The 19,753-nt window shown below is 36.9% G+C and carries 19 protein-coding genes; 6 read left to right on the top strand and 13 right to left on the bottom strand.

Going from position 1 to position 19,753, the window contains the following annotated elements; genetic code table 11:
• Window positions 1–49 precede the first annotated feature (49 nt).
• The 4 genes from BG05_RS24830 to BG05_RS24845 all read left to right on the top strand — a co-directional run bounded on the left by BG05_RS24830 (window position 50) and on the right by BG05_RS24845 (window position 6,183).
• Entirely contained in the window at window positions 50–1,969 is a 1,920-nt protein-coding gene (locus BG05_RS24830; protein ID WP_002168868.1) for a putative thiazole-containing bacteriocin maturation protein, read from the top strand.
• The gene (locus tag BG05_RS24835; RefSeq protein ID WP_016126704.1) at window positions 1,966–3,915 is read left to right on the top strand and encodes a TOMM precursor leader peptide-binding protein; all 1,950 of its coding nucleotides are present in this window, start codon (window positions 1,966–1,968) and stop codon (window positions 3,913–3,915) included. The genes BG05_RS24830 and BG05_RS24835 overlap by 4 nt, the downstream gene beginning before the upstream one ends.
• A gap of 22 nt (window positions 3,916–3,937) precedes the next feature.
• Window positions 3,938–5,500: a SagB family peptide dehydrogenase gene (locus BG05_RS24840; RefSeq protein WP_002126024.1), complete on the top strand. Its 1,563-nt coding sequence runs from the start codon at window positions 3,938–3,940 to the stop codon at window positions 5,498–5,500.
• Window positions 5,501–5,592: 92 nt separating this feature from the next.
• Entirely contained in the window at window positions 5,593–6,183 is a 591-nt protein-coding gene (locus tag BG05_RS24845; RefSeq protein WP_003188047.1) for a class I SAM-dependent methyltransferase, read from the top strand.
• A 32-nt stretch (window positions 6,184–6,215) separates the two neighbouring features.
• Here the strand turns inward: BG05_RS24845 and BG05_RS24850 are convergent, their stop codons facing one another.
• Window positions 6,216–6,626: a DUF3908 family protein gene (locus BG05_RS24850; protein WP_002126019.1), complete on the bottom strand. Its 411-nt coding sequence runs from the start codon at window positions 6,624–6,626 to the stop codon at window positions 6,216–6,218.
• Between the two features lie 159 nt (window positions 6,627–6,785).
• Complete coding sequence (locus BG05_RS24855) at window positions 6,786–8,120, bottom strand: FAD-dependent oxidoreductase (protein ID WP_002126016.1); 1,335 nt, start codon at window positions 8,118–8,120, stop codon at window positions 6,786–6,788.
• Window positions 8,121–8,319: 199 nt separating this feature from the next.
• Here BG05_RS24855 and BG05_RS24860 point away from each other — a divergent pair, with 199 nt between their 5' ends.
• Entirely contained in the window at window positions 8,320–8,742 is a 423-nt protein-coding gene (locus BG05_RS24860; protein ID WP_002188801.1) for a hypothetical protein, read from the top strand.
• Between the two features lie 43 nt (window positions 8,743–8,785).
• Here the strand turns inward: BG05_RS24860 and BG05_RS24865 are convergent, their stop codons facing one another.
• Both BG05_RS24865 and BG05_RS24870 read right to left on the bottom strand, forming a co-directional pair.
• Window positions 8,786–10,021, bottom strand: a complete 1,236-nt coding sequence (locus BG05_RS24865; RefSeq protein WP_016126703.1) for a TcaA 3rd/4th domain-containing protein — start codon at window positions 10,019–10,021, stop codon at window positions 8,786–8,788.
• Window positions 10,022–10,040: 19 nt separating this feature from the next.
• Window positions 10,041–10,823 carry a zinc ribbon domain-containing protein gene (locus BG05_RS24870; protein ID WP_003188040.1) on the bottom strand — a complete coding sequence of 261 codons (783 nt, stop codon included), beginning with the start codon at window positions 10,821–10,823 and terminating at the stop codon, window positions 10,041–10,043.
• A 200-nt stretch (window positions 10,824–11,023) separates the two neighbouring features.
• On the opposite strand from BG05_RS24870, the gene BG05_RS24875 reads away from it, so the two are divergent.
• Window positions 11,024–11,857 carry a hypothetical protein gene (locus BG05_RS24875; protein WP_016126701.1) on the top strand — a complete coding sequence of 278 codons (834 nt, stop codon included), beginning with the start codon at window positions 11,024–11,026 and terminating at the stop codon, window positions 11,855–11,857.
• Window positions 11,858–11,902: 45 nt separating this feature from the next.
• Here the strand turns inward: BG05_RS24875 and BG05_RS24880 are convergent, their stop codons facing one another.
• The 9 genes from BG05_RS24880 to trpC all read right to left on the bottom strand — a co-directional run bounded on the left by BG05_RS24880 (window position 11,903) and on the right by trpC (window position 19,752).
• Window positions 11,903–12,874 carry a DUF4179 domain-containing protein gene (locus BG05_RS24880; RefSeq protein ID WP_003188036.1) on the bottom strand — a complete coding sequence of 324 codons (972 nt, stop codon included), beginning with the start codon at window positions 12,872–12,874 and terminating at the stop codon, window positions 11,903–11,905.
• 4 nt (window positions 12,875–12,878) lie between these two features.
• Window positions 12,879–13,418 carry a sigma-70 family RNA polymerase sigma factor gene (locus tag BG05_RS24885; protein WP_002126008.1) on the bottom strand — a complete coding sequence of 180 codons (540 nt, stop codon included), beginning with the start codon at window positions 13,416–13,418 and terminating at the stop codon, window positions 12,879–12,881.
• A gap of 164 nt (window positions 13,419–13,582) precedes the next feature.
• Complete coding sequence (locus BG05_RS24890; RefSeq protein ID WP_033733843.1) at window positions 13,583–14,266, bottom strand: DUF2278 family protein; 684 nt, start codon at window positions 14,264–14,266, stop codon at window positions 13,583–13,585.
• Window positions 14,267–14,357: 91 nt separating this feature from the next.
• Entirely contained in the window at window positions 14,358–15,857 is a 1,500-nt protein-coding gene (locus BG05_RS24895; protein WP_003188030.1) for an L-lactate permease, read from the bottom strand.
• A gap of 127 nt (window positions 15,858–15,984) precedes the next feature.
• Entirely contained in the window at window positions 15,985–16,335 is a 351-nt protein-coding gene (locus tag BG05_RS24900) for a DUF4029 domain-containing protein (protein ID WP_016126699.1), read from the bottom strand.
• Window positions 16,336–16,409: 74 nt separating this feature from the next.
• A complete protein-coding gene (trpA, locus tag BG05_RS24905) occupies window positions 16,410–17,186 on the bottom strand; it encodes a tryptophan synthase subunit alpha (protein WP_002011422.1) in 777 nt (258 codons plus the stop codon).
• Between the two features lie 3 nt (window positions 17,187–17,189).
• On the bottom strand, window positions 17,190–18,383 hold the full coding sequence (gene trpB / locus BG05_RS24910) for a tryptophan synthase subunit beta (RefSeq protein ID WP_002086917.1): 1,194 nt from the start codon (window positions 18,381–18,383) through the stop codon (window positions 17,190–17,192).
• Window positions 18,380–18,994 carry a phosphoribosylanthranilate isomerase gene (locus BG05_RS24915; protein ID WP_002186404.1) on the bottom strand — a complete coding sequence of 205 codons (615 nt, stop codon included), beginning with the start codon at window positions 18,992–18,994 and terminating at the stop codon, window positions 18,380–18,382. The genes trpB and BG05_RS24915 overlap by 4 nt, the downstream gene beginning before the upstream one ends.
• Window positions 18,991–19,752, bottom strand: coding sequence for an indole-3-glycerol phosphate synthase TrpC (trpC, locus tag BG05_RS24920; protein WP_002125998.1), 762 nt, complete (start codon window positions 19,750–19,752; stop codon window positions 18,991–18,993). The genes BG05_RS24915 and trpC overlap by 4 nt, the downstream gene beginning before the upstream one ends.
• Window position 19,753 lies beyond the last annotated feature (1 nt).

The raw sequence follows: 19,753 nt of genomic DNA on the forward strand, positions 1-19,753 counted from the left end.
CACAATACATAGACTAATAATGTATGCCTAAAACGTAAGGGGGATAAACATGAATAACCTTCCAGTTCATGCAAAACTTAAAGCAAATAAGGATACTTTCTTCCTCCCCGATTCAAACGGGGGTGTTTACTTTCGAAATAACTCCAGTTCATTCCGTATGGATGGTGATGGAATTTATGACTGGATCGAGAAATTAATGCCTATGTTTAACGGTAATCATTCTTTGACAGAAATAACCGATGGTCTCCCTCTCCCCTATCAAAATCGTGTATTTGAAATTGGAGAGATTTTATATGAAAATGGTTTCATTCGTGATGTAAGCCAAGATGCTCCCCACGAATTAAACAGTGCATTACTCGACAGATACGCTTCGCAAATTGAGTTTTTAGAAGCTGATTCCCATTCAGGCGCTTTAAAATTCGAAACGTACCGCGCAGCAAATGTGCTTATAATTGGTTCTGGCGATATGCTTACTTCCCTAGTTTCTTCTTTATTAGAATCTGGTTTACCTACATTCCATTATCTTGTTACAGATCGTGCTGAAACAAACTACGATCGAATTCACGAACTAAGCGAACGTGCATATGCAAATGATGACAATGTACTTATTCAAGAAATAGATATTACAATTGATCGCCCTTTACATGAAGTATTCGAGCCTTTCGACTGGATTTTATACGTTTCCCAAAATGGAGATATTGAAAGTTTAAGAGCAATCCATACTATTTGTAGAGAGTTTAAGAAAAATTTCATACCAGCTATTTGCTTATCAAGAATTGGTTTAGCTGGACCCGTCGTAACCGCAGACCGTGAAGAATGCTGGGAATCAGCTTGGCATCGTCTACACGAAACTACTTTACAAAGTGAAAATCCACCTGAACTTTTCTCACCAATTGCATCTGCAATGTTAGCAAATGTTATCGTTTTTGAGTTATTTAAACATGTCGCTGAAGGTTCACATAGGCAGCATAATCCTCAATTCTTTTTATTAAACTTGGAAACACTTGAAGGAAAGTGGCACCCTTTCATAAAACATCTTCTCGCAACCGATGAAATCTTTACAATTGATACGGTGCAAAATCTTCAAGAAAACCTTGCCCAACGTTCCGGACAATATACTTCAACTGAACTTTTTCGTTTTTTTGATACGTTAACTTCTAAAGAAGCTGGTATATTCCACATGTGGGATGAACAAGATTTACACCAATTGCCTTTATCACAGTGCAATATTCAAGTTGCAAATCCATTATCAGACGGACCTACCTCTCCCCTTCCTACTATAACTTGCGGTGGATTAACTCATAATGAAGCACGCCGCGAAGCTGGTTTAACAGGAGTTGAAACATATGTAGCTGAAATGATTCATCGTCTTATCCCCGAACATACTGATATCGGTATTGGTGCTGGGGAAACGATGACAGAAGGTGTATACCGAGCACTCCAAAAACATTTAAATAATAAGTTATATGAACGCCAATCACATATGCTAGAAGAGATTACAGAGCTTTATTTAACCGAAATTCATGATAAACATTGTAGGTTTTACTACGATGCTCTCTCTACAATTCATGAAATACCTAAAGTAGGAATGAGTGAGGAGTTACTTGGTTTTCCTGTCGTTTGGATCGGTATTAATGATAGATGGTATGGTGCGGCAAATATTAATATAACACTCGCATTAAGAAATGCTCTGCAACAAGCACTCCTTCATATTCAAAATGAAGAGATTCCTTATAAAGCTAATATGTTACCGGAATCATCCATTGTTTTATATAGTACGGATCCTGTTAGAGTAGCAATACAAGAAGAGGAAGAAATTCCAGGCGTACAGTCTTTACAAGTTGCTTTGCAAAATTTAACGGAAAACAACTTGTATCCATTCGTTTTTGATTTAGCTATTGAGTCATTTTTAAGAGACAACTTAGACGGTGTATATGGGGTATTAATTGCAAAGGAGGATGACCAATGACTCAAAACATACTACTTATAGGAGATGGCCTACTCACAGACTATGTACATGAGCAATTGTGTAAGCAATATTCACTCATCCACCAGCATACAATTACAGAAGCTCTCCCTGAAAACATTCATCTTGCTCTCGTTTTACATGACGGGTCTCCTTCTTCCGTACATCGTGATGCTGAGCTTATCTTTCGCTCAAATAATATTCCGTGGCTTCGCGCGTTTACTTCGTTTGGTGAAGGTATTATCGGTCCTTACGTGAAGCCTCTTACAACTGGATGTTCCCACTGCGCTGATGGACGCCGGTTTATAGCTGGCTTTGATCAAAAAGAAATGTGGGAACTACAACGAAAATATGCATTAAAAGCAGAGAACGTGACGAGGCGTGATGTACGCGCCACCCAAAATGGAATGTTACAAATGTGCCAGCTCATTCATGTTGAAACAGAGAAAATATTAGCTCATGGATATTCTTCTTTAGAAAACGAACTCATTTTACTGGACTTACAAACGTTACAATGTACCCGGAATTCGTTTCTTCCAGACCCTCTCTGTCCGGTATGCAGCAATTTGCCTGACGATACAGCAGATGCAGCGCAAATTTCTTTACAACCAAGTTTGAAAACGAGTACTGAAACGTATCGCTGTCGTTCCATTCATGAGCTAAACACATTTTTAACGAGAGACTATTTAGATTACCGGACTGGTATTTTAAACGGTAAAATGCAACATTCTCTATTACCGTTTGCTGATGTCATTATAAACATGCCGTTACTGTTTGGAAATGAAGGTGTCGCGGGCCGGACTCATTCATTTTCACTTAGTAAAGCAACCGCTATTTTAGAAGGTTTAGAACGCTATTGCGGTATGTCGCCTCGTGGAAAAAAAACAAATGTACATGGCAGTTTTCGTGAGCTAGAAGATATTGCACTGAATCCCCTCACACTTGGTGTGCATACAAATGAACATTACAATCGTGATAGTTTTCCATTTAAGCCGTTTGATCCTGATTATGAGCAAAACTGGGTATGGGGATATTCTTTATTACAAAACCGACCACTTCTAGTTCCAGAATCAATCGCTTATTATAGCCTTGGTCATAGAGATGCTTTCGTGTATGAAACATCAAATGGATGTGCAATTGGTGGTAGTTTAGAAGAAGCAATTTTTCACGGCATTTTAGAAATTGTAGAGCGTGACGCCTTTTTGCTCACTTGGTATGCCGAATTACCTCTTCCCCGTCTCGATCTTAGTTCAGCCAATGATACTGAATTGCAACTAATGTTGGAACGCTTACGCACAATTACTGGATATGAATTATACGTTTTCAACGCGACGATGGAACATGGTATTCCGAGCATATGGGTCATTGCGAAAAATACAAGGCAAGATGGTATGAATCTCGTCTGTGCTGGCGGCGCACATATGGAACCAATTCGAGCTGTAAAAAATGCAATTCATGAAATAGCGGGCATGTTACTTATAACAGATGAAGAGCTTGAACAAAAAAGAGAGAAATATGAAAACGGTTTACAAGATCCATATCTTGTTTCGCAAATGGAAGATCATAGTATGCTGTACGGATTGAAAGAAGCGGAAGAACGTCTTCACTTCCTTTTACGTGATGATGCTCCAGTGCAAACGTTCCAAGAAATGAATGCATTACAATCATTTGATATGGATTTAACATCTGATCTTCATCAACTTTTAAACAGGTTACATCAATCTGGACTTGAAGTAATTGTTGTAAATCAAACGGTCCCCCTTATAGAAAAGAACGGCTTACATTGTGTAAAAGTAATTATTCCAGGCATGTTACCGATGACGTTCGGTCACCATCTCACTCGGGTTACAGGACTGGATAGAGTGTATACCGTACCGATGACACTTGGATATTGGGCTGAGCCTTTAACGAATGAAAGTTTAAATCCACATCCGCATCCGTTTCCATAATTCATAGTGAGGGGGAAATTTGATGCAACCTGATACTTTTTTACATCATCTCCATTTTTCTATTAATGAAATTATGTCGTCCGATAAAGAGATTGACTGGGAAGACGCACCACTTCCTTATAAATTATATCGAAATTTACCAGTAATCCCTCTCTCTTTAGAAATCCCATTAACTTTGCGGAATTCTTCTACTAAACCTAACTTAGAGGAAATCGGTCATTATCTTTGGTACTCATTTGGTTTAACACAATTATGTCAGCCTACTACTAACCTAGAAAATAATAAAACAACGACTCTATTTCGAAGATTCATCCCTTCTGGGGGTGCTTTATATCCGAATGAATTATATATGTATTTAAAAATTGATCATTATCCAGACGGCATTTACCATTACGACGCCGCGCACCACCGTCTTATCTTACTTCGTGAAGGAAATTTTGATTCTTATCTTACAGAAGCACTCGGCAATCGTTGTAACATACATTCTTGTTTTGGTGCTGCATTTGTATCCACTATGTTTTGGAAAAACTTCTTTAAATACAATAACTTTTCGTATCGTCTGCAAGGATTAGATAGTGGTGTTCTAATCGGTCAATTACTTGAATGCGCAAAACAATTTGGTTATACAAATGGTGTATATTTTCAGTTTCTAGATCGGGCAATGAATCATTTACTTGGACTGTCAGAAGGTGAAGAAAGTGTGTATGCTGTTATTCCTTTAAGTACAGAACCGAATACAGATTGGTTTCATGATGATCATCACGAAAATAAAACTATTACTTCTCATGACTTGTTGCAGCAAATCCCGCCGTTAACACATGAGCATTTCGTTCGCTCAAAATATGTAGATGAATATCCGATGATAAAAAAAATAAACGCAGCTTCTATGATTGAATCAACAGAACACTTCCAAACATTTACCCGTGAAGAACGACAACAATATAGTGCACACGCTATGCAGCTACCTAAAGTGGAACGTTTATCATATGATTTTTTACAACTTTGTAAAAAACGATATTCACCTGATTCTGACTTCATTTTAACGAAATGGGATGCAGCCGAGCTCGCTACTCTACTACAAGCAGCGAGCCTCTCCTTCCCTTATTACAACGACCTTGATGGCAAATATTTAAATGAAAACGCACGAGTCTCACTATATGGATGTTTTTATAACGTAAAAGACATAGAAAACGGCGCTTACGCTTATAACAGTAGGACACATTCCATACAGCCAATTCGGTACGGAGACCTTCGTTATTCTCTGCAATCCAGTATGACGATGGATAACGTAAACCTTTTTCAAGTACCACTTTGTCTACATGTAATCGGAAATAAAGATTACTATAAAAATAAATTAGGTTATAGAGGATATCGAATTCATCAAATGGAAGCTGGCATGCTCGTTCATAAACTCGTTTTAGCTGCGACCGCTATGGGGATGGGCGGGCATCCGTTACTAAGTTTTGATACAAATTCATGCGATCAATTGTACGGGATTGATGCCGGAAATGAAACTTCACTCATTCAAATTCCGGTTGGGGCGTATCGAGCGCGAAATTGGCTAAAAGGGTCCTTGCATAATTAGAAGCACGCCGATTAATGGCGTGCTTTTTTTAAAGGAGTTAAATTATTAAAAGCGAAATAAATACATATTCTTATATAAAAGGAGAGTTTGAATTGAGTATTTTACAAAGATTAATCGAGCAAGCGAAAAATCCTCGCGGGACAATTGGTTCCTCTATGCTTTGCATTATGAATGCTGCGCATACGAGACTAACAAATTGGGCTTTACAAAAAATACATATACGTGAAAATGCAGTTATTTTAGATATTGGTTGTGGGGGTGGTAAAACCATACAGACTCTTTCAAAACGAACTCCGCTTGGGAAAATATACGGGATCGACTACTCCAATCAAGCTGTTGAAAACTCAAAGAAAGCAAATATGAAGGATATCAAAGCAGCGAAAGTAATTATTCATCAAGCAAGCGTCTCCTCTATTCCATATCATCCGGACTTCTTTGATCTCATTACCGCTTTTCAAACCCACTACTTTTGGCCTGATGTTGAGAATGATATGAAAGAAGTATTTCGCGTCTTAAAACCGAATGGATCCTTTTTACTAGTCGCTGAAACTTTCAAAATCCAATATCATATGGATAAATTTAAGACGACCGAAGAATTAGTAAACCTTTTTTATGAGACGGGATTTACAAGCGTGAAATGTTATGAAGAAAGAGGGTGCCTTTATTTAATAGGAAATAAGTAAAAAAGCAGACCTTTCAAGGTCTGCCTTTTTTACTAAATTACTTTAAAAATACTCTTAATTTGTCTTGCAAATAACCAGTTTTTCGTACCGTAGTTATCATTTAGACTATCTAAATTAATAGCTTTCCCGTTAGAAAACTTTAGTTCTAACGTTGTATTTTTGTCATTTGTTTTTAAGTTGCTATTTGTAATGTCATCATACTTTAATTTTTCAATCTCAATATACTCTTCCTTCTCTTCTCCGATAACGACGTGATCTTGGAAGAAGAAGAATACTTCTACTTTCTTACCGAAACAAAATATGTTTTTCGTATAAATTAATGTCGCGTTATCAAGTCCGACACATACTTCTTTCATCTCTTCAACAACGTTTCCTAAGTCTTCTTCGTTTCTTGCATTTGATTCAGCAATCCATTCTTCGATTGTATTCATGTTAATTGCCATACTGTGCCCCCTGGTTCGTTCATTGCTTTATTAAAAAACAAATACTATATGACAATATAAGCGATACGTACTATGTTTTCAAGGGTGAACGGTATATTCAAAATAAAGTGAAACTTTATTTATTCCCCTTTCACAAAAAAAATAGCACTTAAAAAAGTGCTATTCCGCTCTCCTTGCTGCTTGTTGAATTGGATCCCAAACGCTGTTATATGGTGGTGCGTAACTTAAGTCGACATCTTCTAAATCGTGAATACTCATTTTATTGAAAAGTGCCATCGCGATAACATCAATACGTTTATCTACGCCCTCTTCTCCAATTACTTGACCGCCTAATAATTGTTTCGTATCGGCGTGATATAGTAATTTCAAGTGAAGTGGCGAAGCACTCGGGTAATAGCCCGCCATATTTGTTGAATCTACTTTGACCGTCTTATACGGGATGTTTAGCCCTTTCGCTTCTTTTTCATTTAAGCCTGTTCTTGCGAGCGTCAGATTCATAAATTTAATAATGCCTGTACCTAACGTACCTTTGAATGCTCTGCGTTTATCAACCATGTTGAGTCCGGCAAGTCGCCCTTGTTTATTCGCAGTCGTTCCGAGCGGGATATGGTCATGAATTTCCTTTATAACATGGTAATGTGTTGCACAATCACCAGCAGCATATACGTCTTTCACATTCGTTTGCATATAAGCATTTACTTCAATTGCACCTTTATGGTTTTTACGTATATTTGTCCCCTCAAGAAAATCAGTATTTGACTGTACACCGACAGATACTAAAACGAGATCAGTTTTATACGTCCCTTTATCCGTCTCCAGTTGTTCTACTCTTTCTTTTCCTTTAAACGCTTTTACATTTTCATTCGTTAAAATTTCAATATTATGTTTATCTGCTTCTTTATGTATATATTCCGCCATATCGGCATCATAAATTGTGCCAATATGATCGTTTCGCTCAATCATTCTTACTTTCTTACCAAGTTCGACGAATGTTTCTGCCATCTCTAGTCCAATTGCACCGCCGCCAATAATAGTTACAGCCTCAACTTTATTCGTTTCTAGCGTTTTTAATATGCGCTCAGCATCCGGAATTGTTTTTAAAAGATGAACGCCTTGCAAATCTCGCCCTTCCCATTCTGGCATAACAGGACGCACTCCAGTCGCAATTAATAAACGGTCATACGGAAATTCAAAAACATCTTTCGTCTCCGTATGCTCTGCGTACACCATTTTCTTTTCCGTATCTACTTTCGTTACTTCATGACGTACTTTCGCATCAATTCCATATTTATCACGAAACGTCTTTACATCGCGTGCAATTAACTTTTCAGTAGAAGCAATAACACCACTAATCACATACGGTAATCCGCACTGAGCGTATGAATAGATTTCACCTTTTTCTAACGTTACAACATTTGCAGTTTCATCGTTTCTAACAATTTGCATTGCTGCACTCATACCTGCTGCATCTCCGCCAATAATGACATAGTTCACTTTACCACTCCTTCTTTTTTACATACTCTTTACGATTTCCATATTTTATAGAAATAACACCTACTTCCATTGTAAAGAAATAGAATTCTATCTACAAATTTGGTGCACAAACCTATGCATGAATAGGTATCCGTCGTGTCTTATAAACAAGATATTTAATATGCTATAACAGTAACTATTGAAAGTAGGTGAAACATACATGTGCGCCGGCCTTCTCGCTCAAACTCCAGAGGAACCGCAAGAACCGAAAGCCGCCATGCCACTTGATCAAGAATTTTCTATTAACGTAACATTATACAGCGCTCGTGCTTGGTTATCTAATGATGAGACTTTCGCACAAACGATTTGGAAAGGCTCTCGCTTCTCTTCAGCATCACACGCTGGCAAGTCCATCTTACCAATCGGTACTGTTAAAATTGTAAACTTATCTGATGATACAATAACAGTTACTGCCTCATCAGAAAAAGATGATACTCTCAAAATAGTCGTACCCCCTCGTTCTGAAGGTGTTTTAACATCTAGTGCATTATCTGATGTGCAAGCAAGTACATCAGGAGGAGCAAGCAAAGTCACATTCCTCTTTCATATCTTTTTCTCAAGGGATCCTGGTCCAGCTAAATAACCATAGAAAAGGTACAGCTATGCACTGTACCTTTTTCACGTGTTTATTCTCTTGATTTGATCAATTCAACATTATAAGTTTCAATATCTGTTAGCTTTCCTGTAAAATACGGATTTTCTCTATACCAAGACTGTTTTGAAAAATACGCTTGCATATCTTTCGTTTGAAACATATGTCCATGTCTTGCGTATATTTCGTTTCTTGCTATTTTCAATTGTTCTTTCGATAAATATGTTAAGTCCGTACTCGTTAATTTTCGAATATCACTATCAGGGAAGATGAAACCATTATATACATAATGAGTCGTAGGCGGTGGAGTAACATTGTAAACAACTGTTTTTTCTACACTTTTCTTTTGAAATGGAAGATTATAAGCCGAAAGTGCCGTTACCGTTTCTACCTTTGTCGTTTCCCTTCCGTTTTCTCCATTTCGTTCTAAATAAATCGCCGCACTTCCATCAGTCGCTATCGGTCCCCACGTAATTTCTTCTCCAGTCAACGCAGTAACTGGATTTTGATTCACGTACAATGTTGCACCAGACGCATTCGTTTGAACTGTAATATATTGCCCTTGCAACGTTAAATCTACCGTTACATTATTTTGACTTTGTTTCATAAGTACAACCTTTTCCTCACGTGATAGTTTTACATAGTCATTTTTATATTCAGATTGAAATACTTGAGTTCCAGGAAGAAACGGTCCATATTGCTTCTCAAACTTTTTGTCATTTGTCTTATCAATTTCTTTTCCGTTCAATTTTAAAGATGTACCTTTTTCATTTGTAAGCAGAGTCGTATAATACGTCTTCGCTTTCAATTTATACCGATCAAATAAAAAGAAATGTTTCCCATCTTTCGTTAAAGAAAAATCTGCTCTTTCTATTCCATCCCCTTGTTTTTCACCTTGCCTCAAATATTCTTTCAATTCATTCACGTAAAATGGATTTTCTTTTATATATGAAAATAGAGGCGTTAAACTCTCTCTCGTTACAATAACGGTTGGATCATCTGCCGTGATGATCTCAGCTAATTTCTCCCCGTCCCTCTCTTGTAAAATAGTAATCATTCGGTCTACTTGTGCCATCTGCTTATAATACGATGATCCATACAAATACAATCCAACAATTACTATAACAAGTAATGTTAAGAGTGTAATGCCAACTTTTGTACCACCGCTCATTTTCTTCTTTACTACAAGACTTTCCCTCTTCATCCCGCAGTTTTGGCAAAATTGCACTCCATCTTCATACTGAGCTCCGCATTTTGTACATACATTCATCCATTCAACCACCTTTTCGTTAGAAGCCTGTTAATCCCCCGATAAAGGTTTGGATTATCGTTTTAATGTAAGACCAAAACACGATAAACGTTGCAATTCCGATTAAAACATTTGCGATAATAAGTGTGTAAACAGGATCTACTCCGCCGTTGTCTAGTTTTAATATAGCTACAATTATACTAATTCCCATATACGTTGTAGCCAGCCCTAATAAGATTGGTAAAAAAAAGATCAATAGGAAACTAAATAGAAAAGAAAGAACTAGTATAGCAATAGCTGGCGTCGCTATCGTCCCCCATATACCGAATGATTCAAGAAAAGAAAAAGATGATTTCATCATCTTACCACTTACAAAAATAATAAATCCGACAAATAAAGTTAAAATTAATAAAAAGAAAAAGACCATTACAGATTCTCCAAAGAAAGTAGGATTAGCTATATCTGGCAATAATGTCCTCGTAACAGTCGCCGCTGCGCTCATCATTCTATAAAAAATACATGCTCCTAAAAAGCAAATAAGCACAAGACTTACAATTCCATTTCGCACTTCAATATTTCCACTTTCCATAATGGCCGATGGTGATTTAAAAGCATTTTTAAAGAACTGAAAATAGCCACTTGCAAATTGTTTCACTTGCTCTACCGTTTCATTCGGACGAGTTTCCTTTACTCGTGCCGGGCGCGATAGCTGCCCTTCTTCCTGCCCACCACTCGCTACCACTTCTTCCGTTAACGAATGTCCACAATTTCCGCAAAACCTTGCTTCCGCTGCATTTTCAGTATTACATGCCGGACATTTCATTCTCTCATCCCTCCTTAAGCATATACCTTATAGGGTGTTACAAATTCAATATATGACTTTGTACATAAAACATGACTACAAGAAAAAGAATATGAAATCCTTCTTTTAAACGAAACTATGTGTGCTAGTAATATAGAAAAATAATGTTATTATGAAACAGAGCAAATAAAGTGAAACTTTAAACAGATTGGATGAAGACAGTGGAATTTGTAAACTCGATTTTTCAAACACTCCTTACAAGTGTGATCCAATTATTTTCTTTAATTGGTGTCATCATTGTAATTGGATTTATATTAGGTTATTTAGAATCTCTCACACGAACGTATTGGTCGAGAGCTTTTGGTAGGAAAGGTTTTCTTTTAACCGCGTGGATTGGTGTTCCCGTTCATGAGCTTGGACATGCAATTATGTGTCTATTATTTCGTCATAAAATTGTAGCAACGCAGTTTTTCCCAACAGATACAAGTCAGGGGGCTTTAGGTTACGTACAACATCAATACAATCAAAAAAGCGTATACCAACGAATCGGTAATTTCTTTATCGGCATCGGTCCTATTATTTCTGGGATTACTGCCTTAATACTTTTAATGCGCTATTTCGTACCAGATTCATATTCTTTATTTAATACGAATCTGGAAAAAACTGTTACATCGACTTCTATTAACTTAGACATGATCCAAAACATGCTACTATCGACGTTTGTATTATTGAAAAGCTTATTTACATTTAGCAATTTATTGAATCCTTCATTTTGGTTATTTTTATTTATCGTTATTTGCATTTCCGCACATATCGCTTTAAGTAAACCAGACATTAAAGGATCAATAGACGGTGTTATCGTCATGTTTATCATATTATTTTTATTCAATATAATAGCAGGACTTTTTCAGTACGATAGTAATCAACTAATCGGCAAAGTTATGAAATATAATATGTATTTCATTGCATTTTCTAGTGTGGCGCTTCTTTTCTCTTCTATTTCTACACTTGTTAGTTTTGGGTTTTATAAAATGAGAGGAGGACGTTCGTTGTGAACGTCCTCTTCTCTCCTTAAATAATTATTTATCAGCTTTAATAAGTTATTGAATCGGAATAGGTGGTCCAATTTTTTTGTTTTCTTTCCCCGAATACGGTACAAGTGAATATTTTCCCACCGCTACATTTATTCCATCAAATCTACTAAAAGAAATACCGCCATCTTCATTCGATATAACCACCTCTTTAAATGTATGTGCTTCCCCAGATTCTGATTCGATTTTAAAATAAATATCTTCATTTGTACTTTGTGTCACATCATAATAAATCGTTGTGGAAATCGGCGTAGAAACTACTTTTTTAACAGTTACTTTATTGCCATCATATAAAACAATTGTTTCATTTAAATCAAACGTCTGCTTCTCTTTCATCAACTGAGCTTGCGATACTTCAATATCAAATATCCATGGTTGCTCAATTACAGTATCCCTGTTGAATGTATCATAAGTAATTTCGATTTGAAGTTCATCAGTTTGTGGCATTTCACTTAACTCGATACCACCGTAAATTGTAAACATAGAATCATTTACTTCAATTGATTGTGCATCCTTTGTATTAGAAAAGTCACGCCCATTTATTCGTACCTGTGGAATTAAATATGTTTGATAATCAAATTTCACACCCTTCGCTGGCTCAAATGTTGAACTGATGAATAATTTATTGTCATCCACTAATACCTCATTTAACGTCAGTTTACCGTATTTATTTTCAGCAGTTTTCCCAATAGCCGTTTTATAGGGAGAATAGTCAAGTGGTTGCTGTTTATCAATATATTTTTCAATCAATCCCGCAATAAATGGCATATTTGCTAAAGATGTTTGTCCAAGTGGCACTATAATACTGACAATTAACATGCAAGCTGCTGCGACTCCGAACCATTTTTTTGTTTTTTTATTTTTGCGTAGCTTATTTTTCACACGTTTTTCCCACTGCTTTTCCTCTATTTTGGTTAAGGGAGTCTCCTCAAACTCTGTGATGTCCAACTGAATATCATTTAACTCTTTATAAATAGACATGCCCTCACACTCCATTTTTAAAAATAAAAATCTGTTTGAGCTTTTTTCGTCCGCGTGACAGTTTGTTATGAATCCATGACTCTTTCACATTAAGGTGGGATGCAATTTCACGAGACGGTACACCTTCTAAATAATACTTTTCAAAAATGTTACGCTCTGTTGCTGACAACTCACTAAGCAATTCCTGTACGTCTAAGAAGTCATTTTGTTTTCTTTGTTCTTGATACAGACGATCATTAATCTCTGTACAGACAGTTTGTTGCTGATTTCTCGCATTTTTCCGCTGATAATCAATTGCCCGATATTTAGCAATGGCTGCTATCCATTGTTTAAACGTATTTTTACTTGAATCAAATGAATCGATATGAAACCAAATGGCTAATAATACATCATCTAAGCATTCTTCATAATCTTGCTGATTACTATATACATATCGTTTAATAATAGCGCTGAGTAAACCTCCATATGTTTGGATAATGAACGTAATGCTCTTTTCATTACGTTGTTGAATTTGTTGCACAACATTTTCTTCTGTTATCTTCAAGCGTAGACCTCCTTGTACTGCTAATTGGTACCTACTTTCTAATACGAATGAAAATCGATTACTCTATCACTGCTTTTAATATTGCAAACATAATCTCACCATTCCATGCCATATACCTCGCTCACGATAAGAAGAGCTAGTTCATTTAGAACTAGCTCTTCTTATCACTTCTCCCTCTTATAATCACAATGCTCAACCGGAACACGAGCGTGCCCTTCTTCATCGGTACACCATGACTGTGACTGAAAGGCAAGAAAAATACCAATCCACTCTTCCTTCTTCTCAAAGTGAATCAATATCCCACCGTCTTGCCATTTGCCATCATCACCTTGCCATTTCTCTACATTCCCTTGATTCATATGAATATCGTGTATACCGTTTCCAGGTGTAAAGTGGAAATACGAATCCGGAACCTTTTCTTCTGGTCCCCACCTTTCACCAAACGCATAAATAATTGCTTTCTCATCTATTGCTCTTTTTATATAATGTTCTATTTTCTCATTTAAATCATTATCAGATCCCGATTTTTCAGCAGGTAAAGGAATCATTTGCTTTGAATCAAATAAATTACCTCTTACATAATCTAAAGCTACTTTCGGCTCATTGTTTTTCACTTCCGTAAAACCGAACGGTAATGTCGGTAAAATATGAATCGCCTCTGATCGAATATTGTTACTCGCAAAATATAAAACTTCCGACGGATAGCTTTGCGATTTCACGTTAATTGTAATGCGATAATTAACTCCTGCTTCGCCTTGTAAATGAACTTGATAATGAGGTGTTTTCCCTTTTCCAATCTTAGATTGTACAACTGTACCTTTTAATACACCGTAGTTTTTTAAGGGCATCTCTTTCATCTCCTATTCATTTAGTAGAAGCTTTTCATACTTTAGGCATTATCCATATAAAAAGAAAATCCTCCTTTCCCAGGAGGATTTCTTATTTTCTCAACATATACCAAACAATAACCTCCACCACTACAAGCAACACCGCACCAAAAATCATTAACGTCGTCTTCTTTAATAGTTCATTTTCACGATAAGGGATATTACATAAATACGCGCCTAGTGTAATCCGTGATGGACAAGCGATTGTGGCTACTGATGATGCGGTGTTTTGGAGTGTTGTGACATATTGCCACGGGATCGCTACGTTTTGCGCTGTTTGCATTTGTAGCTTTATAAACATCGCATTTGATCCTGCGTTACTACCTGTTAAAAAGCCGCCAATTCCGCCTATGAAAGGAGCAACGAAAACGAAAAATGTCCCAAATGTTTCACCAGCTGTTTTTGCGAGTAATGAATGCATACCAGATGCACCCATTAGTTCTGAAATTGCGATAAACATTGTCGTTGTAATAGCGAAAGGAATCCATTGTTTTATCGTTTGTGAGAGTGATTGTTTAATAATATTTGATGGAATGCGGAAGAAAATAATTGTAAATAAACAAGTCATAGCGAGCCAAAATCCTGGTGAATATAGTAGCTCTAGTTTGTAAGAATATGATTTTAAATCGAGAACTGCATATGACCTAAGAAAATCATGTAATACTGGAACGAGGCGGGAAAGTAAAATACAAACTGTTAAAAAGATATAAGGGCTAATAATTTTTATAATAGATACTTCTCTCTCTGCAGTCGCCGCATGTTCTGTTATAAAGTTTTGCTCACTTTTGCCTTTTAATTTAATGATTAGAAAGCCAAATGTAATGGTAACGATAGAACTTAATATCCCTGCAAGTTCAACACTTACGTATGCGTTAGAAAGATAGATTCCGAGAGAAAATAATAGAAAGAATCCTACTCCTTCCTTACACTTTTCTATAACTGCCTGCCAGCCACCGACAACGTATAAAGAAAGGAAGATAAAATATGCGAAAATCGGGATGCTTAATAATGCTGTATTTGTACCAAGAGTTGTGAGCGGCATGTTAATAAGCTGAGAACCGATAATCGTACCCGTTGCCATCGCGCCCCATGAACTTGCAAGTAAACCGATAAACGATAATAGCACAGCTTGAAACGGTTTATAACCGAGCGAAAGAAAAATAGGTGCTGCGACCATAAAACCAATTCCGAATCCACTTACTGATTCAATAAGTGGACAAATGCCAAAGCACATAAGAAGCATTTGTAGTAAGCGATCGTGCGTAACTTCTTCTAGAAAACGCGCTACTTGATCGATGTACCCCATTTTGTTCATGAGGTGAAATAAAAAAATACCGAAAAATAAAACGTATCCGACAATAAAACAAATTAACCAACCTTTAATCGTTGCGTGCACAGTTTCACTTATCCCTAATTGGAACGTTGGCGAAAGTAAAACGATTCCGACAGAAACGGCATAAGAAATTAATGAAGCCCTTAATGACGTTTGTTTAAACAAAAATAAACAAATAAAAATCATCATAATTGGGATAAGTGCCAACAATATGGCCATGCTATCATCTCTTTTCGTAAAAATTGCAATTTTTAACTATTATATAACAGATGTTATGATTTTCAATTATTTTTATAACAGATTTTAAAAAGGAGCCGCTTGGCTCCTTTTTTGAATAACTAATATTTTATCTTTTATCCTGAAAAACCGTCTGCTGTCCAATCATTTTTTCTAGTACAACAAACACAATATAAGCACATATTACTTGCAATACAATATTCCCAAGTTTTATTAATTCAAATGAATGGATCCATTGGAATAATTCACTTAATAATACAATCGAAACGATACTAAATAGTTCTATACTAATCGAAAATATACATACTTCTAAAATAGATTGCTCTTGTATTCGATTTAATTGGGAAAAGATGAATACATATCCTAAAAACAGAGCCATCAACTCTATTTTCGTCATGCTAATGAGCCAAGCGTATAATGGTACAGTTAAAAAAAGATATAATAGTTTACGTCTTAGCATGCCTTCTCACCCTCTAAGTTATAAGTATTTTCTGTATATTTTAACATTTATTACACAAAAGAAACAGAAGAGACTTAAGCCTCTTCTGTTTCTTTTACTGCATGTATTAACTCACAAATTTCTTCTCGCTTTTCATTTTCTAACAGCTCAATGACTTTACTTCCAACGACAACGCCGTCACATATTGTAATCATTTCTTCAATTTGCTCTCGTGTTGAAATACCGAATCCTGCGACTACTGGTAAGTGGACGTGTGCTTTTACTTTTTCTAAGTAACTACGAATCTCATCTTTAAAGTTTTGACGTACTCCCGTTACGCCCGCTACTGTAACGGCGTAGACGAATCCTTGTGATTCACTCGTGATTTTTTCGATTCGTTCAATAGGGCTCGTTACGGTAACGAGTGGAATTAAAGCGATATTCGCCACGCGAAGGAGCGGTGCAATAATGTCTTGTTCTTCATACGGTAAGTCTGGAACGATAATACCGTCCACCCCTGCTTCAAGACAGCTCTCAATGAAACGTTCCTTTCCGAATGCGAGTACTGGATTTAAATATGTCATAAGTACAAATGGAATTTGAACTTCTTGCCTCACCTCTATTAATGCTTGAAAAATACCTTTCAATGTTACACCGCTATCTAATGCTCTTTTTCCTGCCCTTTGAATAGTTGGACCGTCTGCGACTGGATCTGAAAATGGGATACCAATTTCAACGATGCTTGCTCCTGCTTCATCAAGAAAACGAATTCTTTCTTTTAACTTTTCAAGTCCACCATCTCCGCCCATTACATACGGAATAAATGCTTTCTTGCCATTTTCAAACGCTGCTATAATTTTTTCTACTCCCATTTTTTACACCTCTTCCATATAACGTTTTATACTCTCTACATCTTTATCACCGCGGCCGGATAAACAAATGACAAGTCCTTCGTCTTTCTTCATTTGCGGCGCTAGTTTTAAAGCGTATGCAACAGCATGTGAACTTTCTAATGCCGGGATAATCCCTTCTTTTTTCGTTAATAATTGAAATGCTTCTAACGCTTCTTCATCTGTAATGGAATGATAAGAAACGCGGCCAATATCTTTTAGCAAGCTATGTTCTGGCCCAACACCTGGGTAATCCAGCCCTGCCGAAATAGAGTGCGCTTCTTGAATTTGCCCTTCTTCATTTTGCAGAAGGTACATCATCGATCCGTGTAAAACACCGACACTTCCTTTCGTTAAAGTGGCTGCGTGCTTTTCTGTGTGAACACCTTTTCCAGCTGCTTCAACACCGTAAAGAGCAACTTCTTCATCGTGTACGAACGGATAAAACATTCCCATTGCATTACTACCACCGCCAATACAAGCAACGACTGCTTCTGGTAATTTTCCTTCTAACGCTTCGTATTGCTTTTTCGTTTCTTTCCCAATTACACTTTGGAAATCACGAACAATTTGCGGGAATGGATGTGGCCCGAGAACTGATCCCATAATGTAGTGCGTATCGTGTACATGTGAAACCCAGTAACGCAGCGCCTCGTTTACCGCATCTTTCAACGTGCCGCTACCTGCCGCAACGCTTTCTACTTTTGCTCCGAGTAATTCCATTCGAAACACGTTTAATTTTTGTCGTCTCACATCTTCTTCTCCCATGAAGATGACGCATTCTAAACCGAAAAGTGCACATACAGTAGCTGTTGCAACTCCGTGTTGTCCTGCTCCTGTTTCAGCGACAACTTTCTTCTTACCCATTCTTACCGCAAGAAGTGCCTGACCGATTGTATTGTTAATTTTATGAGCTCCCGTATGGTTCAAATCTTCACGTTTCAAATAGATTTTTGCTCCGCCGCAATACTTCGTCATATTTTCAGCGAAATAAAGCGGTGTTTCTCTTCCAACATACGTTTGTAAATAATGATCTAATTCCTTTTGAAACGCTTCATCTTGCATCGCTTCTTTATATGCTTCTTCTAATTCTAATACGGATTGCATTAACGTTTCTGGAACGTATCGTCCTCCGTATATACCGTAATGACCTTTTTCATCTGGATATGCGTAGTTCATTTTGAACACTCCTTCGCTTTTTTAATAAATTGTTTTATTTTCTTTAGATCTTTCTTTCCTTCTGTCTCTACTCCGCTGCTCACATCGATCATATATGGCTGAACGGTTCGAATTGCTTCTTCTATATTAAGGATGTTTAATCCGCCAGCTAATATCGTTTTCTCTCGCAACTCGTTTGGCATATGTGCGAGTAACTCCCATGAGAATGTCTTTCCGTTTCCTCCGTGGAACTTTTCTTTCGGGCTATCAAATAACAGATAATCTGTATCGTATTTTTTCGCACATTCAATATCTTTCTCTAAAGCTACTCCTACTGCTTTTATAGACGGAATATTCAATCTCCTAATTTGATGATTGTCTTCATCCCCATGTAGTTGCACATGCGTTAACCCGCACTCCTCTGCAATTTTTTGGATCACTTCTACTGATTCATTTACGAAAACACCTACCTTGAAAACGTGGACTGGAATTTCCCCAATAATTTCTTTCGCTAGCCCTGGGGTGATTTTCCGCTTACTTTCTGCAAAAACAAATCCAATTGCATCTGCTCCGTATTCGCAAGCATGTTTTGCTGTTTCAACATCAGTGATGCCGCAAATTTTCACTTTCATATGTTCACCTTACAGTCTTCGAAAAAGTTACTTATAGAAGATGATGTCATAAGTGCTTCTCCAACTAATACACCTTTTGCACCAGCTCGTTTGACGCGAATAATATCTTCTTTTGAATGAATGCCGCTTTCACTAATCCAAAGTAGGTTTTCCTCATTCAGTCGTTTTCCGAGCTTTTCAGTTTGGCTTAAATCTACTTCAAATGTTTTTAAATTACGGTTGTTAATACCGATAACGTGCGGATTTAATCGGATTGCAATTTCTAATTCCTGTTCATCATGAACTTCAACAATCGCTTCTAATCCTTTTTCTAGCACGTAGTTATAAAGCTCGTTTAATTTCTCTTTTGACAATGCTGCAACAATTAATAAAATAAGATCTGCTCCTGCTTCATACGCTCTATCAATTTGGATTTTATCGATTATAAAATCTTTACATAAAAGCGGAATGTTACTTTCTGCTCTTGCCGTTTCTAAGTCGTGAAACGACCCTTTAAAAAATTGACCGTCTGTTAAAACCGAAACTGCTCCAGCACCGCATTCTTCATATGTTTTCACTTGTTTTGGCACATCAACGTGTAAATTAATATCACCTTTTGATGGAGACGCTCGCTTTACCTCTGCTATTACAGTAAACTGCTCTAAAGCTTTTACAAGTGAGTGTGTTTTCCTTTTTTCTTTCACTGGTGAATATGTTTCATATAACTCCGCAACTTCTACTTTCTTTTGCTCTACAATTTTGTCTAAAATCGTCCCCATT

Source organism: Bacillus mycoides, from assembly GCF_000832605.1.
In the GTDB taxonomy this organism is placed as follows: domain Bacteria; phylum Bacillota; class Bacilli; order Bacillales; family Bacillaceae_G; genus Bacillus_A; species Bacillus_A mycoides.